Source organism: Micromonospora mirobrigensis (assembly GCF_900091555.1).
Taxonomy (GTDB): domain Bacteria; phylum Actinomycetota; class Actinomycetes; order Mycobacteriales; family Micromonosporaceae; genus Micromonospora; species Micromonospora mirobrigensis.
Map to the genome: position 1 here is coordinate 1 of NZ_FMCX01000010.1, position 14,561 is coordinate 14,561.

The 14,561-nt window shown below is 74.8% G+C and carries 11 protein-coding genes and 1 pseudogene; 3 read left to right on the top strand and 9 right to left on the bottom strand.

Annotated elements, in window-relative coordinates; all coding sequences use genetic code 11:
• Positions 1 to 341: 341 nt before the first annotated feature.
• The 5 genes from GA0070564_RS25440 to GA0070564_RS25460 are packed head-to-tail and all read right to left on the bottom strand — an operon-like array spanning position 342 to position 6,593.
• Positions 342 to 1,064 carry an FAD:protein FMN transferase gene (locus tag GA0070564_RS25440; protein WP_091614692.1) on the bottom strand — a complete coding sequence of 241 codons (723 nt, stop codon included), beginning with the start codon at positions 1,062 to 1,064 and terminating at the stop codon, positions 342 to 344.
• Positions 1,065 to 1,110: 46 nt separating this feature from the next.
• Complete coding sequence (locus GA0070564_RS25445; RefSeq protein WP_091614246.1) at positions 1,111 to 1,737, bottom strand: FMN-binding protein; 627 nt, start codon at positions 1,735 to 1,737, stop codon at positions 1,111 to 1,113.
• 16 nt (positions 1,738 to 1,753) lie between these two features.
• Positions 1,754 to 3,175: a ferredoxin reductase family protein gene (locus tag GA0070564_RS25450; protein WP_091614251.1), complete on the bottom strand. Its 1,422-nt coding sequence runs from the start codon at positions 3,173 to 3,175 to the stop codon at positions 1,754 to 1,756.
• The gene (locus GA0070564_RS25455; RefSeq protein ID WP_091614254.1) at positions 3,172 to 4,551 is read right to left on the bottom strand and encodes a DUF1501 domain-containing protein; all 1,380 of its coding nucleotides are present in this window, start codon (positions 4,549 to 4,551) and stop codon (positions 3,172 to 3,174) included. Before GA0070564_RS25455 ends, GA0070564_RS25450 begins: the two co-directional genes overlap by 4 nt.
• Positions 4,552 to 4,559: 8 nt before the next feature.
• Entirely contained in the window at positions 4,560 to 6,593 is a 2,034-nt protein-coding gene (locus GA0070564_RS25460) for a DUF1800 domain-containing protein (RefSeq protein ID WP_091614257.1), read from the bottom strand.
• A 459-nt stretch (positions 6,594 to 7,052) separates the two neighbouring features.
• Between GA0070564_RS25460 and GA0070564_RS25465 the strand changes: the two genes are divergently transcribed.
• The gene (locus tag GA0070564_RS25465) at positions 7,053 to 7,310 is read left to right on the top strand and encodes a DUF3040 domain-containing protein (RefSeq protein ID WP_088972522.1); all 258 of its coding nucleotides are present in this window, start codon (positions 7,053 to 7,055) and stop codon (positions 7,308 to 7,310) included.
• 70 nt (positions 7,311 to 7,380) lie between these two features.
• On the opposite strand, the gene GA0070564_RS25470 is transcribed toward GA0070564_RS25465, so the two are convergent.
• Both GA0070564_RS25470 and GA0070564_RS25475 read right to left on the bottom strand, forming a co-directional pair.
• Positions 7,381 to 8,331, bottom strand: coding sequence for an SWIM zinc finger family protein (locus GA0070564_RS25470; RefSeq protein ID WP_091614261.1), 951 nt, complete (start codon positions 8,329 to 8,331; stop codon positions 7,381 to 7,383).
• Positions 8,328 to 11,000 (bottom strand): annotated as a pseudogene (locus GA0070564_RS25475) (DEAD/DEAH box helicase); the annotation flags it as partial. The gene GA0070564_RS25470 and the pseudogene GA0070564_RS25475, both read right to left, overlap by 4 nt.
• Positions 11,001 to 11,605: 605 nt before the next feature.
• On the opposite strand from GA0070564_RS25475, the gene GA0070564_RS25480 reads away from it, so the two are divergent.
• Together GA0070564_RS25480 and GA0070564_RS25485 are read left to right on the top strand one after the other, a co-directional pair.
• A complete protein-coding gene (locus GA0070564_RS25480) occupies positions 11,606 to 12,478 on the top strand; it encodes a carbohydrate kinase family protein (protein WP_091614269.1) in 873 nt (290 codons plus the stop codon).
• Positions 12,479 to 12,536: 58 nt separating this feature from the next.
• Complete coding sequence (locus GA0070564_RS25485) at positions 12,537 to 12,740, top strand: hypothetical protein (protein WP_091614273.1); 204 nt, start codon at positions 12,537 to 12,539, stop codon at positions 12,738 to 12,740.
• 12 nt (positions 12,741 to 12,752) lie between these two features.
• Here GA0070564_RS25485 and GA0070564_RS25490 read toward each other — a convergent pair whose 3' ends face one another.
• Both GA0070564_RS25490 and GA0070564_RS25495 read right to left on the bottom strand, forming a co-directional pair.
• Positions 12,753 to 13,898: a polysaccharide pyruvyl transferase family protein gene (locus tag GA0070564_RS25490; protein WP_091614276.1), complete on the bottom strand. Its 1,146-nt coding sequence runs from the start codon at positions 13,896 to 13,898 to the stop codon at positions 12,753 to 12,755.
• Positions 13,899 to 13,962: 64 nt separating this feature from the next.
• Positions 13,963 to 14,556, bottom strand: coding sequence for a TetR/AcrR family transcriptional regulator (locus tag GA0070564_RS25495; protein ID WP_091614695.1), 594 nt, complete (start codon positions 14,554 to 14,556; stop codon positions 13,963 to 13,965).
• Positions 14,557 to 14,561 lie beyond the last annotated feature (5 nt).

A 14,561-nucleotide genomic window follows, 5' to 3' on the forward strand; every position in this document is an offset into this window, starting at 1 on the left:
TCCTGATCACCGAGCACCCGACCCGCGTGGTCGACCGCAGCGGCGTGATGCGTCTTCCCGTGGGTATCAACCCCACCCGTGACCTGGCGCTTCTTGGCTGTCATCCTGGAACCGTCGTCCCTTTCGCTTGCACCGACAGGGTCGGCACGCACCCGCCGGGACGGGCGGACAGGACAGTGACGGGGCCTCTTGCACAGGCTCCTATCAGGTCACGACGCCCCTGCCAGTGACGTGCAGGACGGGGTCACCCGGAACCGATCGACGAATCGCTCAACAGGACAGCAACGTCGGTCAGTCGGTGAGTCAGACCGGACCGGGTGACCCCACCTACATCCTCACTGTCAGTCGGTCAGCGGCAGCGCGGTGGAGTGCAGCAGTCGACCGTCGTCGGTGACCACGGCGTGGGTGTGGTCGGCCAGCCGGTCCAGCCAGGCGACGCCGGCCGGGCCCATGGCGACGGCCGCGGTGGCGTACGCGTCGGCCACGCCCAGGTCCGCGCCGACCACCGTGACCGAGCGCAGCCCCCGGGCCGGCTCGCCGCGCCGCGGGTCGAGCACGTGGTGCCCCCGCTCGTAGACGCCGGAGGTGGCCACCGCCAGGTCGGTGCCGGTGAGCACCAGGCAGGTGGCTCCCGCGTCCCACGGGTGCCGCACCCCGATCCGCCACGGCCGGCCGGCCGCCGAGCGGCCCCGCACCCGGATGTCGCCGCCGGCGTTCAGGCAGTGGTTGGCCGCCCCGGCCGCGAGCAGCCGGTCCGAGGCGACCTGCGCCGACCAGCCCTTGACGTAGCCGGACGGGTCCAGCCCGCCGGTGGCGTACGCGTCGAAGAAGCCGTCGGTGTCGCGCCACAGCTCGGCGCAGCGCTCCAGCACGCCCCGCAGGTCGGCGGAGGCCCCGGCGAACGACAGCTCCCCCCGGCCGAAGCGGGACACCTCGCTCTCCGGCCGGTACGTGCTGAACCGGGCGTCCACCTCGCGCAGCCAGTCGAACGCCTCGTCGGCCAGCGCGTGCAGGGTGGCCGTGGGCAGGTCGTCGGCGAGGTCCAGGCTGATCGCGGTCCCCATCACCTGCTCCACCCGGCGCAGCCCGGGCCGGGCCGCGGTGGTCATCTCAGCGCGCCTGGTCGATCGCGGCCTGCAACGACTGCTTGTACGAGTTGCTGGTGTAGGTGGCCCCCGAGACGGTGTCCAGGCTGGCGCTCTGCCGCTGCACCACCTGCCCGGAGGTCCCGCTGTAGGCGGCGTCGACCTTGTCGCTGCGCAGGTCCGACTGGCCGCCCTGCGGCAGCTCCAGGGCCACGCAGTCGGTGATCCGGCTGCCGGAGAGGGTGATCTGCACCTGCACGTTGCCGTACTCGTTGGAGATCACCGGCCCGGTCACCTTGCGGTTGGTCGGCGCGGCGGTGGTGGTCCTCGGCGCGGCCGTGGTGGTGCGCGGGGCGGCCGTGGTGGTCCGCGGCGCCGACGTCCGGGTCCGGGTGCTCGTCGCGCCGTCCGGGGTGCGGCTCGGCCGGGCGGTGGCCGACCGGCTCGGCCGGGGCGACGGCGACGGGGTGACCTTCGGTCGCGGCGGCGTCGCCGACGCCCGAGGGGCGGTGGTCGCGCCGGGCACGGCGGGGGCCTGGTCGGCCGGGAGATCCTGGGCGGTCGGCTGGCCGGCGCCCGGGGAGCCCTTGAGCGCCACCAGCGCGGTGGTGCTGGCGGCGAGGCCGGTGATGGCGAGCAGGGCGCGGCGCATGGAGTGGAATGCCTCTCTACAGCTCGAAGGTGGCCAGGTGGATCTGCCGGCGGGGCACCCCGGCCTCCCGCAGCACCCGCACCGACTGGTCGACCAGGCCGGGCGGCCCGCACAGGTAGACGTCCCGGCGCAGCAGGTCGGGCACCAGCCGGAGCAGCCCCGCCGGGGTCATCACCTGGCGCGGGCCGGTGTCGTCACGGGAGCCGATGACGTACCAGACCGAGGTCTGCCGGGCCTGGGCGATCCAGTCCAGCTCCCGGTGCAGCAGCACGTCGGCCGGGGTGCGGGCGCGGTAGATCAGCGCGGCGCCGGCCGGCAGCTCCTCCAGGATGGCCCGCAGCGGGGCGATGCCGCTGCCGCCGGCGATCAGCAACGCCCGCTCCCGGGTGCGGTGCGCGGCGGTGAACGTCCCCGACGGGCCCTCCGCCCAGACCCGGGTGCCCGGCTCCAGGTCGCGCAGGTCCGCGGTGTGCGTGCCGACCACCTTGACGGTCAGCCGCAGCCAGCGGCCGTTGCCCGCGGCCGACAGCGAGAACGGGTGCGACTGCCACCAGCAGCCCGGGTTGAGGAACCGCCACCGGAAGTACTGGCCGCCGAGCAGGTCGATCTGGTTGAGCCGACGCCCGGTCAGGTAGATCGAGATGGTGTCCGGGGACTCCGCGACCACGTCGGCGACCTGGATGCGGTGCCGCAGGTTGAACCGCAGCGGGGCGACCAGTCGACCCCAGACCACCCCCGCCCCGACCAGCAGGTACGCGACGATCCAGCCGGTGCGGACCGGCCCGGCGGGGAAGAGCTGGGCGCCGTTGCTGAACTGGTGGCCGAAGCCGAGCAGCAGCACCGCGTAGCTGGCCAGGTGCAGGTGGTACCAGAGCTCGTAGGGCAGTACCCGGCGGACCGCCCGGACGCTGCTCACCCCGACCGCCACCAGCAGGCCGGCGGCGACGAACGCCGAGACCATGTCCTCGTAGCCGGTCAGCAGCGCGCCGACCTCGCCGAACAGGGAGTTCCCCTCGATCTCGGCGTAGGCGACCACCAGCAGCGACAGGTGGGCCAGGACGGCGACGAACAGGGTGGCGCCCAGGTCCCGGTGCAGCCGGGAGACCCGCTCGCCGCCCAGCCCGCGTTCCAGCACCCCGAGGCGGCTCATCATCAGCACCTGCACGAGCAGCAGATAGCCGGCGACCAGGCCGGTGATCCGCCCGGCGGCGGTGAGCACGTCGGCGGTGCCGGCCAGCGAGTCGGCCGGGGTCTGCACCCACCAGGGCAGCACCGCCGCCACCAGGCCCAGCCAGAAGGCCACGGCCAGGGCCCGCCGGGCGCCGGGCCCGCGCCGGGGAAGCGCGAGCGGCGAGGGTACGGAGGCAGCCGAACGGCCGCCGTACGGGGACGGGGTCCCGGTACGACGGCCGGCGGCGTCGGTGTGCTGGGACGTCACGCGTACAACTTCATGGGCTTGAACTTCTGCCTCGGGAAGATCGTGTCCACCTGCCCGTTCGTCAGGCCGAACCTGCCCTGCGCGACCGAGCCGTAGACGTTGAACATGTTGTTGTACTCGGGTACGTCGCCGCTGTCCAGATCGTTCAACCCGTTCCAGGTGCCGAGCAGCGAGCCGGCGAGCCGGCGCCCGGACAGGATGCTGACCACCCCGCCGTGACCGTGGTCGGTGCCGCCGCTGTTCGAGGCGACCCGGCGGCCGAACTCGCTGGACACCATCACCGTCACGTCGGCGGCCCGGTCGCCGAGGTCGGTGAAGAAGGCCGCCATCGCCTTGGCCAGCTCGTTGAGCTTGTTCCAGAGCTGCCCGCCGTCCTGGGTGCCCTGGTTCTCGTGGGTGTCGTAGCCACCCATGCCGACCGTGGCGACCCGGACGTTCGCACCGCCCTTGATCAGCTGGGCGAGCTGCTGGAAGGCGTAGCCGACGCCCTCGTAGGTGACCCCCGCCGCCGGCTCGTACGGCTTGGCCGCCAGCCGCTGCGCGGTGGCCAGCGCGCCCATGCCGTCGCGGACCGCCTCCTCCACCGGGTGGTTGATGTTGGTGAACAGGCCCTTGATCGCCTTCTCGGTGGCCTCCCGGTACTTGTCGTCACCGTTGAGGCGCAGCGAGCCGACGCTGTTCAGCGACAGCGCGCCGTTGGTGCCGACCAGCGAGCGGGGCAGCGTACTGCCGACGCCGACGCTGCGGAACGCGGTGCCCTTGCCGAGCTGGTCGACCAGGCTGTCCAGCCAGCCCCGGCCGCCGGTCTCGCTGGGCAGGCCACCGAGGTTGCAGGCGTCGGCTGCCTGGAAGTGGCTGCGGGACAGCCGCTCGTCGGAGACCGCCGGCACGAAGCCGAGCTGGCCGGCGGAGAGCCACTTCTCCAGCGGCTTGAACGCGCTGGTCAGCTTGAAGCCCCGGCCGAGGGCCAGCGAGTCGTTGCTGAGCAGCAGGTCCGGCCGGGCCTTGCCGAGCACCGGGTCGTCCGCCGGGGCGACCAGGCTCAGCCCGTCCAGCCCGCCGTAGAGGAAGACGTGGATCAGGGTGCCGGTCTTCGTCGCGGCGAAGGACGCCGAGGTGGTGACGAACTGGGCGGTGGCCAGCGCGGTGGCGGTGGCCGCGGCGCCGGCGACGAAGGTCCGCCGGGTCACCCCCCGGCCGTCCTGCTGGGCCTCCTCCAGCTCCTCCAGCCGGCGGTAGCGGTCCCGCTCGGCGGCGTTCTCGGCCGCCACGGCGGCGGCCTCGGCGCGCAGCACCGCCTCGGCCGGGTTGTCGGCCAGCCGGCGCAGGTCGGGGCAGTCGGGGTGCAGGGGGTACGGGTTCACGGTCTTCTCCATCGGGTGCCTCACCGGAGGTGGTGCTGGGGGGACGCGAGGATCGCCCGCGCGACGGCGGTGACGGCCCCGTTGAACGTCGGGTCGACCTTGGTGCTCGCCTCGACCCCGGCGACGCCGAGGATCAGGGCCCGCTCCCGGGCGGTCGGCTTCTGGTGCACCAGCCGCTTGAACAGCGCGTCCACGTACGCCCCGGCGGTGGCCGGCGGATCCGCCAGCAGCTTCTCCGGCTTGCTGAAGGTGAAGTGGGTGCGCCAGCCGGCGGCCAGGTCACCGGCCTCGTTCCAGCCGTTGACCATGGTGCCGGCGGAGGTCCAGGCGACGTAGACGTCGGGGTAGCCGTCGGGGGTGGGCTGACCCATCGGGTACTGGCCCAGCTCCCGCAGCTTGTCCTGGATCTGCCGCAGCCCCTCCGCGTACGGGGTCCGCTGGTTGTCGCCCGGCTTGTGCTCGGGCGAGGCGTCCGGCCGCACGCCCAGCGTGCGGTACGTGGCCACCAGGTACTCCATCGGCCGGCGTACCTTCTGGCCGATCGCCGCCCAGAACTCCGAGGCGCTGAACAGCGACATCAGCACCGGCTTGATCATGCCGTGGTTGGCCGTGTAGACCTTCTCCAGCCGGTCCACGATGGACTTCGGCGGGGTGTCGGAGACGAACCGGGTGGCCAGGCTGCGGGCGACGTACCGGGCGGTCGACGGATGCAGCGCGATGTAGGTGATGTACGAGTCGATGACCTTGTCGGCCTGCTTCGGGTCGTCGAAGTTGTTCGCGTGGCTGAAGCCGAGGACCTTGACCTTGCCCTTGTAGTGGCGCTCGGCGCGGAAGACGTACTCGTCGTCGTTCACGCCCCGGCCGGTCTGGAGCATGGCCGCCTGCCGGACGTCCTTCTCGGTGTAGCCGCCGTCCACGCCGACCGAGTACAGCTCCAGGTTCTCCCGGGCCAGGTTCTCGTTGATCGCGTCGGCCCGGGAGTCGTTCTGGTTCAGGTAGAGCAGCAGCGCCGGGTGCCGGTTCGCGGCGACCAGCATCTCCGGGTAGCTGCCCAGGGCGTGCTTGCGGATGACGTCCCGGTCGAAGGAGTTGCGGTGCAGCTCGCCGCCGTCGAAGTCCGCCGACACGTGCAGGAAGTCGTTCCAGAAGTCGACCATCACCTCGTAGAGCTGCCGGTCGGACCAGATCTGCCGGGCGATGGTGGCGTCGACCATCTCCTTCTCCGGCTGGGCGCCCCGCTGGTTGAGCTGGTCGCGCTGCTCCCGCAGCTGCTTGGCGCCCATCGTCAGGGTGCTCAGCTCGGCGAGCTTCAGCTCCCCCTTGGTCGGGGCGATCTTCTCCGGGTCGAGCTGCCAGCGGACCCAGGCGTCGACCCCCATCCGGCGGATGTCGGCGAGCACCTTGGGGGTCGCCCCGAAGGTGGCCCGGCTGGCCAGGTGCCGGACCGGGTCCTTGGCGAGCACGGTGCGGACAGTCGGCGTCGTCTCCTTCGCGGCGGCCGCCGGCCCGGAGAAGGTCCGGCCGCCGGTCGGCGAGTTCTTCTTCAGCGCCGCACCGGCCCGGGAGCCCATGTAGCTCTCGTTCTGCTCGGTGTAGGTGCGCACGGTGACCGGCTTCTGGCCGCTGGGGCGGGCGGCGGTGCCGTCGGTCACCCTGGTGCCGGTGGCGTCACCGGCCACCCCCGGCACCTCGGCCGGCTCGTCGGTGAACAGGCCCCGCACCGCGGGGGACATGGCCAACGCGGCGCCGCCGGCGATGACGGCCGCACCGCCGAACGCCACCAGGGCGCGGCGCCGCCCGGCGCCACCCCGGGGTCCGTCGTCGTCCAGGTTGGGCAGTCCGGCGCCGGCCGGCTGGGCGAAGCTCTGCCGGCTCAGCCCCTCGGGGCCGACCCACTGCGGGGTGGGGGCCACCGTGGGATTCGGGTACGCCGGCGCCGGCCGGTACGGGTCGCCGGCGGTGGGGACGCCGTACGCGTCCGGGTCGGGGTGCTGTCGTCCGTCCCACCCGCGGTCGTCCCGCGGACGGCGTGGTGGCACATTCTGGTCGGCCATGTACCAATCCCGTTTTCTTGAATCGCGCCGCAGCACCGCGTTGCCGGGGGAGCTGAAGGTGGCGGCGACTGCTGCCTGAGGAGTTGCTACGGGACGGTAGTGAAGGGCCCGGAGGCCATCAAGGCGGCCGATGCCGGCCCGGGAGGGCACTTAAGACACCGCTCAACGCCCCGCCGGCGGAGCGTCGAGCTGCCCGGTCTCGGCGCCACCGTCCCGAACAGGGCCGACCCGGCTGAGGCACGCCCGGATGTAACGTTCCGTCCCCCGGCGGCGCTGTCGTCGCCGTTCAACGGCACAGGGAAACTTAAGGTGCCGGTAAGCCGGAGCTGAGGTGCCGGCCGGACCCGCCCGGCCGCGCTCGACGGCTGGAGCCAAAGTAGCAGGAGCACGGCGGGCGTGACTCCCCGTCGCAGCGGGTATGCCGCCGAACCGCTGAAGCCGTGAGGGGAAGGCACCGCCATGCTCAGCAAAGAGGATCAGCGCAGGTTCGAACAGATCACCCGTCAGCTGCGGGAAAGCGACCCGCAGTTCTTCGCCCGCCTCGACCAGCGGGCCCGGGCCCGACGTGGCCGGTACCTGATGCTGTTGACCATCGTGCTCTGGGCCTCGCTGCCGGCGCTGACCGTGCTCGCCGGACGGCTGGCCGGCGCGGTCTGCGCCGTGGTGCTGATGGCCAACGCCGGTCTCATGTGGCGGTTCCGCCGCCGCTGGCTGTGACCGGCGCGGGCGGTGACTCGCGCGGGGACGGCCGGTCCCGACGCCGGGACGGTCCGGCAACCCCGGGCGATCAGGCCCCGCCGAGTGCCCGGTAGGCCCGGCGCAGCCGCTCCAGCAGGCCGGGCCCGCCGATCGTCGGGGCCGGCGCGCCGAGTTGGCGTAGCAGCAGCTCCGGCTCGGTGACCAGGCTCGGCGGCCGGTCCGGCAACGGCACCGGCGCCGCCCAGAACGCCGTCACCGCCTCGTCGAGGGGGGTGTCGGGCAGGCTGGCCAGCACCCGCGCCGCACCGGTGGCCGGCAGCTCCGGCCCGTTGGTGGGCAGCTCCGGAGCACCGGTGGACCGCCCTGGTCCGCCGCCCGCCGCTACCGCTGGCTCCGGCGTGGACCCACCGGGCCGATCGGGCGCCGCCGGACCGGTGCCCCGCAACCGCCGGAGCCGGTCGAGCAGCTCGGCGCGGCCGCGTCCCCGCCAGTGCAGCAGCTCGAACGGGTCGGCGTCGAACGCCTCGGCGAGCAGGTAGAAGGTGGCCGCCAGGTGCTTGCAGGGCACCGCGAAGTCCGGGCAGCTACACCGCTGGGCCAGCTCCCCCACCGACCGGGGGAAGAGCGGGGCGCCGGCGGCGGCGAACACCTCCTCCAGCTCGGCCGGCAGGTCACCGGCGAGCAGCCGGGCGCTGAAGAACGCCTGCGCGGCCAACTCCCGCTCGATCCGGTCCCAGAGCGCCGCCGGGAACGGCGCCAGCGCGATGGAGACCTGGTACGGCTGCGGGCGGGAACCCTGCACGTCGGCGGTGACCCGGCCCGGCGCGACCGTCAGGCGCAGCACCTGGCCCCGGCGGGCGTAGGCCCGGCCTCGGGTGAGCCGGGTGCCCAACGCGAACGACTCCAGCACCTCCAGGAAGCGCCGGGACCACCAGGAGACCCCGATCGCGCCCCGGGTGCTGCGCGCCTTCAGCCCGCCGTCGACCCGTACCGGCCGGCCGTAGTCGGCGAACCGGCCGCCGCCGTTCGGCTCGCTCACTCCACCACCGCCCCGGCCTCCAGGGCGAACAGGTCGCGCAGCGCGCCGGTGGAGAGCTCGGTCACCCACTGCTCGCCGCTGCCGACCACGCTGCGGGCCAGACTGCGCTTGTCGGCGATCACCGCGGCGACCTTCTCCTCCACCGTGCCCGCGCAGACGAACTTGCGGACCTGCACCCGGCGGCGCTGACCGATCCGGAACGCCCGGTCGGTGGCCTGGTCCTCCACCGCCGGGTTCCACCACCGGTCGACGTGCACCACGTGGTTGGCGGCGGTCAGGGTCAGCCCGGTGCCGCCGGCCTTGAGCGACAGCACGAACAGCGGCGGCCCGTCCGCGGACTGGAACCGGGTCACCATGGCGTCCCGGTCGGCCTTGCCCACGCCGCCGTGCAGGAAGATCACCTCGCGGCCGGTCCGGGCGGAGAGGTGCCCGCGCAGCATGCCGCCGAACTCGGCGTACTGGGTGAACAGCAGGGCCTTCTCGCCGGCGGCGAGGACCTCGTCGACGATCTCCTCCAGCCGTTCCAGCTTGCCGGAGCGGCCGGCCAGCGGCGAGCCGTCGCGCAGCAGCTGGGCCGGATGATTGCAGACCTGCTTGAGCCGGGTCATGGTGGCCAGCACCAGCCCGCGCCGCTCGATGCCGTCGCTCGCCTCGATCTTCGCCAGCATCTCGTCGACCACCGCGCGATAGAGCGCCGCCTGCTCGGCGGTGAGGTTGCAGAGCACCTCCATCTCCAGCTTCTCGGGCAGGTCGGAGATGATCGACCGGTCGGTCTTGAGCCGGCGCAGCACGAACGGGCCGGTGATCCGGCGCAGCCGCTCGGCCACCTCGGCGTCGCCGTGCCGCTCGATCGGCTCGGCGAACCGCTTGCGGAAGGTGGCGGCCGGGCCGAGCAGCCCCGGATTGGCGAACTGCATGATCGACCAGAGGTCGGCGAGGCGGTTCTCCACAGGCGTACCGCTGACCGCGACCCGGTGCCGCGCGGGCAGCGAGCGGACCGCCTCGGCCTGCCGGGTCGAGGCGTTCTTGATCGCCTGGGCCTCGTCCACCACCACCCGGTGCCAGTCGATCCCGGCCAGGTCCGGCGCGTCCCGGGCGGCGACCGAGTAGGTGGTCACCACCAGGTCCGCGGCGTGCACGGCCGCGGTGAAGCTCTCGCCACGGGCCCGCTCGGCCCCGTGGTGCACGTGTACGCGCAGCTTCGGGGTGAACTTCGCGGCCTCCCGCTGCCAGTTGCCGACCAGCGACATCGGGCAGACCAGCAGGGTCGGCCCGGCCTCCGGCGGGTCCCCGGCGAGCAGGGCGAGCAGCTGCACCGTCTTGCCCAGCCCCATGTCGTCGGCGAGCACGCCACCCAGCCCGAGGGACTGGAGGAACGCCAGCCAGGCCAGCCCGCGCCGCTGGTACGGCCGCAGGGTGCCGTGGAAGCCCGGCGGCGGCTCGGCCGGGGTGAGCCGGCGCTCCACCTGCCCGGCCAGCAGGTCGCCCAGGGCGCCGTCGGCGGTCACCTCCAGCACCGGCAGCTCGTCCGGGCGGTCCGCCCCAGCCAGCCCCATCCGCAGCAGGTCCGCCACGGTCAACTCGCCGCTGGAGCGCAGCAGCCGCAGCCCGGCGGCGAGCCGCTTCGGGTCCAGCTCCACCCACCGGCCGCGCAGCCGCAGCAGCGGGGTCTTGGCGGTGGCCAGCGCCGCCAGCTCCTCGGCGGTCAGCGGCTGGTCGCCGAGCGCCACCTCCCACCGGTAGTCCACCAGGGCGTCCAGCCCCAGGCCACCGCCGGTGGTGGCGACGGTGCCCGGCGCGGTCCGGCCGCGGGCCCGCAGCCGGGCGCCCAGCCGGGAGGAGGGGCGTCGCCACCACGACGGCAGCAGCACCCCGAAGCCGGCCGCGTGCAGCACCGGCGCGCCGTCGCGCAGGAACCGGTGCGCGCCCTCGACGTCCAGCTCCAGCCCCTGCGGGGTTGCGGTGCGCAGCGCGTCCGCCAGCTCGGGCCAGAGCCGGCTGGCCCGGCCCAGCTCGGCCAGCAGGGTCTCCTGCGGGTCACCACCGCGCCCGGCCAGGGCGACGACGCTCGCCGGCTCCCGCCACACCTGCCCGGCCTCGACGTGCAGGCCCGGCTCGTCGGCCGCCTGGAGGCCGAACTCCACCCGCCACGGGCCGACCGGCCCGACGACCGTCGCCGGGTCGGCCGCCGGGACCACCACCAGCGGCTCGGCGACCTCGTCGGGGTCGGGCTCGACCAGCCGGAAGCTGGCCCGTACCGCCCCGCCGGCCGCGTCCCGCTGCCAGGCGGCCAGCTCCCCGGCGAGGGTGCGCAGCGCGTCCGGGTCGCCGCCGACCAGCGGATCGGGGCCGGCCAGGGCGCGCAGCCAGCCGGCCACCACGCCGTCGCGCCGGCCGCCACGGACCAGGTCGACGCCGGCGAGCGCCGCCCGGGCGGCGGCGTCGGTCAACGCGTCCAGCGCGTCGGTGACCACGGCGGCGGCTCCGGGGGAATCGGCGCCGCCGGCCGGGCGGGCAGTCACCGGCCCCGGGCCGCCCAGGTCGGGACCGGAACCGGCCAGGTCGACCGCCGAAGCGGCGCGGGCGGCCGGGGGCAGGGCGAGAGCCAGTGACCGGGCCCAGCCGGCGTCGGTGCCGGTGAGCAGCGGCCGCCACACCGCCCGGGCCGCCCCCGCGCCGCTGCCGGCTGGAGGGTCGAGGCCGTCCGGCTCGCCGACGCGGGCCGGCTCGGCGGCGCCGTCGGGCAGGTCGGCGAGGGCGGGAAGGAGGCGGCCGCGGGTGACCAGGTCCCGGGCGAACTCGGCAACCTGGGCGAGGTGGCGCAGGTCGGCGCCGGGGACGGCGGCGCCGTCGAGGTCGTCGAGCGCGGTCAGTAGGCCGAGCGCCGCGTCCGGGGCGTACACCAGGGCGGGGGCCCGCCACCCGGCGAGGGTGACCGGGCCGCGGACCGGTCCGGCGACGGTGGCCCGGACCAGCTCCGGCGAGTCCAGCGGGGCGCCGGCCCGGGTGGGCAGGCGCAGCAGCACCGAAGCCCACCGGCCGGGCCGGTCGGCGAGGACGGCGGCGAGCTCTCCGGGGTCGACGGCGAAGGGGTGGGGCCGCTCGCGGGGCGCCCGGCCCGGGCGGCGCGGCGCGGCGCTCGGGCGGCTGCTCTCCTCGGCCCAGACGGCGAGGCCGACACCGACCAGCCACACCCCGTGGATGACCAGCAAGCTTCCTCCTCGTCGACGCCCGGGGTCAGCTTAGGCGGCACGGTTCGGCTACCGTCGCCGCCATGGTGGACCTGGTGGTGATCGGCGGGTTGGGCGTGGACCTTCGGGTACGGGTGCCGGGGATCCCGCTGCCGGCGGCCGACTCGATGGTCGTGCCGCCGATCGAGGCGCGGATCGGCAACACCGGCTCCGGGGTGGCCCTGGCGGCGCACGCCCTCGGGCTGCGGGTGCGGCTGGTGGACGTGCTCGGCGCCGACCCGGCGGGCGCGGTGGTCCGCGCGGCGCTGGGCCGTACCTCCGTGGCCACCACGCTGGTGCAGAGCCCCGGCGGCACCCGGCAGTCGGTGAACCTGGTCGACCCGGCCGGGCGGCGGATGTCGCTGTACGACCCGAGCCCGTGGTCCGGGCCGGCGCCGTTCGGCGACGAGGAGCTGGCCGGGCTGCTCCGGGACGCCGCCCACGTGCACGTCTCGATCGTGGACTGGGCCCGGGACGCGCTGCCCGTGCTGCGCGAGGCGCTGCCCGACGGGGTGACCCTCTCCACCGACCTGCACGACTGGGACGGCCAGAACGACTACCACCGGCCGTTCGCGGAGGCCGCCGACCTGGTCTTCGTCAGCGGCGTACGGCTGGGCGACCGGGCGGGCGCGGTCGCCGCCGCGCTGGCCCCGCGCACCGTGCTGGTGACCCGGGGCGCCGACGGCGCGGACCTGCACGACGGTGAGGGCCCGGCGACGCACGTACCGGCCACGGTCCCGCCGGCCGACGTGGTGGACACCAACGGGGCCGGGGACGCCTTCGCGGCCGGCCTGATCGCGGCCCGGCTGCGCGGCGACGCGCTGCCGCAGGCGGCGGGGTACGCGGCCCGGGTGGCCGCCGCGGCCTGCACCCACGACGGCATGGAGTATCCGCCCGGGCTGCTGCCCCGCGCCTGACCGGCCCGCCGCCGGCGCAAATCCTGCGCGCCGGCGACCCGCGGGGCAGGATGGGCGCATGGCATCAACGGTAGAGATCCCCCTGGTGGGTGGCGCGGCCGACGGACAGACCGTCACCGTCGAGCTGGACCCGAACGGCCGCCCGCCCCTGACCCACCACCACCTCGGCCCGCAGGGGCTCGCCGAGGCGGAGATCTACGAGCTGGAGTCCGGCGACGGCGACCGGCAGTGGGTCTACACCTCGCGGGGGCCGGCGGTCTGACGGCCCGGCCGCTCAGGTCACCCCGGTGCGGGTCAGCGCCTGCGAGCGCAGGCTCTCCAGCACCCCCCGGGTGACCTGGGAGGTGCCGCGGGCCTGCTCGCAGACCTCGGCCACCCGCCGCGCGGTGGCCGCCGCCCGGGACTCCCGCTCGTCCCAGAGCCGGTCCACCTCGGCCAGCAGCGGGCCCTCCACCTCCCGTTCCACCCCGCGCAGCGCCGGGACCCCGAGCCGCTGGGCCAGGTCGAAGACCTTCCCGGCGTACGGCAGGGGCAGGAAGGGGGTGCCGACCATGGCGGCGAAGATCAGGAAGTGCAGTCGCATGCCGACCGCGATGTCGAAGTGCCGCATCAACCCGAGGACCTGCTGCGGCGAGTAGTCGTTGTGCAGGATCCGGCCCCGGTCCGCCGCCGTCATGTGGGTCATCACCCCGTGCGAGTGCCGGATGTCGTCGCGTTCCATCGGGACGAAGAGCACGTGCGCGTCGATCCGGTGGACCAGGAAGTCCGCGATCTGCGCGAGCAGCCGGTGGTAGCCGTCCACGTCGAGGCGTTCCGCGGCGCGGCCCGGCTCCCGCACGCTCATCCCGACCAGCCGCTTGCCCTCCGGCACGCCCTCCGCCCGCAGGTAGTCGCGGGGGAAGTCGGCGGGCTCCAGCAGGAACGCCGGGTCGGCGGTGACGGTGATCGGGTTGATCAGGCCCGCCTCCTCCAGCACCATCCGGGACTCCTGGTCGCGGACGGTCACCTCGGCCGCCCCGGCCAGGGTCTCCCGGACCATGCCGGTGTCCACGCTCTCGCTGAGCGGCCCCACCCCGACCGCGTACGTCAGCAGCGGCAGGCCGCGTTCCTGGGCCACCCGGACCACCCGCAGGTAGCGGCGGGCCTCCCGGTCGTAGAGGATCCCGCCGCCGCCGAGGATGAGCAGGTCGAGCTGGGCCAGCATCAGCGACGAATCGGCCCGGCTGACCCCCTCCCAGGGCACCGCCTCGACGTCCGGGTGGGTCAGGGCGGTATGCGTCGGGTTACGCGAGAAGACGATGATCCGGGCGTTCGGCTCCTGGTTGCGCAGATCCGCCAGCAGGCCGCTGAGGATCGCCTCGTCGCCCAGATTGCGGCCACCGTACGAGCCGAGCACACCGATGCACAGGCCCTGGGTCATTCGTCGCTCCTTCCCGCCGGGGTCGGTCCAGCGGCCGGTTTCCCGGTGCGCCGGTGGACATACCTCAGCCGGCCGCGGGGGCCGTGTCCGCCCGGCCGACCAGGCGGGACACCAGGGCGGAGACCACCCGGTCGACGTCGTAGCCGGCGTCGATGGAGGTGGTCAGGAGGTCGAGGAGCAGGCCGTCGACGGCGTGGTGCAGCAGGGCGACCTCGAACGCTCCCCCGGGCAGCCCGGCCGCCACGTGGAAGGCGACGTCGTCGGCGTACCCGCGGCGCAGCACCTCGCCGAGCGCGGCGCGCAGCTCCGGGCGGCGGGAGGCCTCCAGCCGGAGCTCGAACAGCGCCCGGGTCAGCTCCGGCTCGCGGGTGGTGCGCTCGACGATGTGGCGCAGGTAGTCGGTGACCAGCGCCAGCGAGGGCTCGCGCCGGCTGAGCGCGGCCAGCACCTCCGGGTCGGGCGCCATCCGGTCGAAGATCCGTTCGGCCAGGCCGGCCAGGAGCGCCGCCCGGGACGGGAAGTAGTTGGAGGCGGTGCCGACCGGCACACCGGCCTCGGCGTCCACCGCCCGGTGGGTCAGGCCGCGGGCCCCGCCGACGGCGAGCACCCGCAGCCCGGCGTCGGCCAGCAGGATGCGGCGCTCGGGGTTACGGGGCATGCGGA

Bases quoted from the DNA above. Each gene is read 5' to 3' on its own strand.
- GA0070564_RS25440 (WP_091614692.1), bottom strand. From the start codon at position 1,064: ATGGGGACCGCGATCAGCCTGGACCTCGCCGACGACCTGCCCACGGCC.
- GA0070564_RS25445 (WP_091614246.1), bottom strand. From the start codon at position 1,737: ATGCGCCGCGCCCTGCTCGCCATCACCGGCCTCGCCGCCAGCACCACC.
- GA0070564_RS25455 (WP_091614254.1), bottom strand. From the start codon at position 4,551: ATGGAGAAGACCGTGAACCCGTACCCCCTGCACCCCGACTGCCCCGAC.
- GA0070564_RS25460 (WP_091614257.1), bottom strand. From the start codon at position 6,593: ATGGCCGACCAGAATGTGCCACCACGCCGTCCGCGGGACGACCGCGGG.
- GA0070564_RS25465 (WP_088972522.1), top strand. From the start codon at position 7,053: ATGCTCAGCAAAGAGGATCAGCGCAGGTTCGAACAGATCACCCGTCAG.
- GA0070564_RS25480 (WP_091614269.1), top strand. From the start codon at position 11,606: ATGGTGGACCTGGTGGTGATCGGCGGGTTGGGCGTGGACCTTCGGGTA.
- GA0070564_RS25485 (WP_091614273.1), top strand. From the start codon at position 12,537: ATGGCATCAACGGTAGAGATCCCCCTGGTGGGTGGCGCGGCCGACGGA.
- GA0070564_RS25490 (WP_091614276.1), bottom strand. From the start codon at position 13,898: ATGACCCAGGGCCTGTGCATCGGTGTGCTCGGCTCGTACGGTGGCCGC.
- GA0070564_RS25495 (WP_091614695.1), bottom strand. From the start codon at position 14,556: ATGCCCCGTAACCCCGAGCGCCGCATCCTGCTGGCCGACGCCGGGCTG.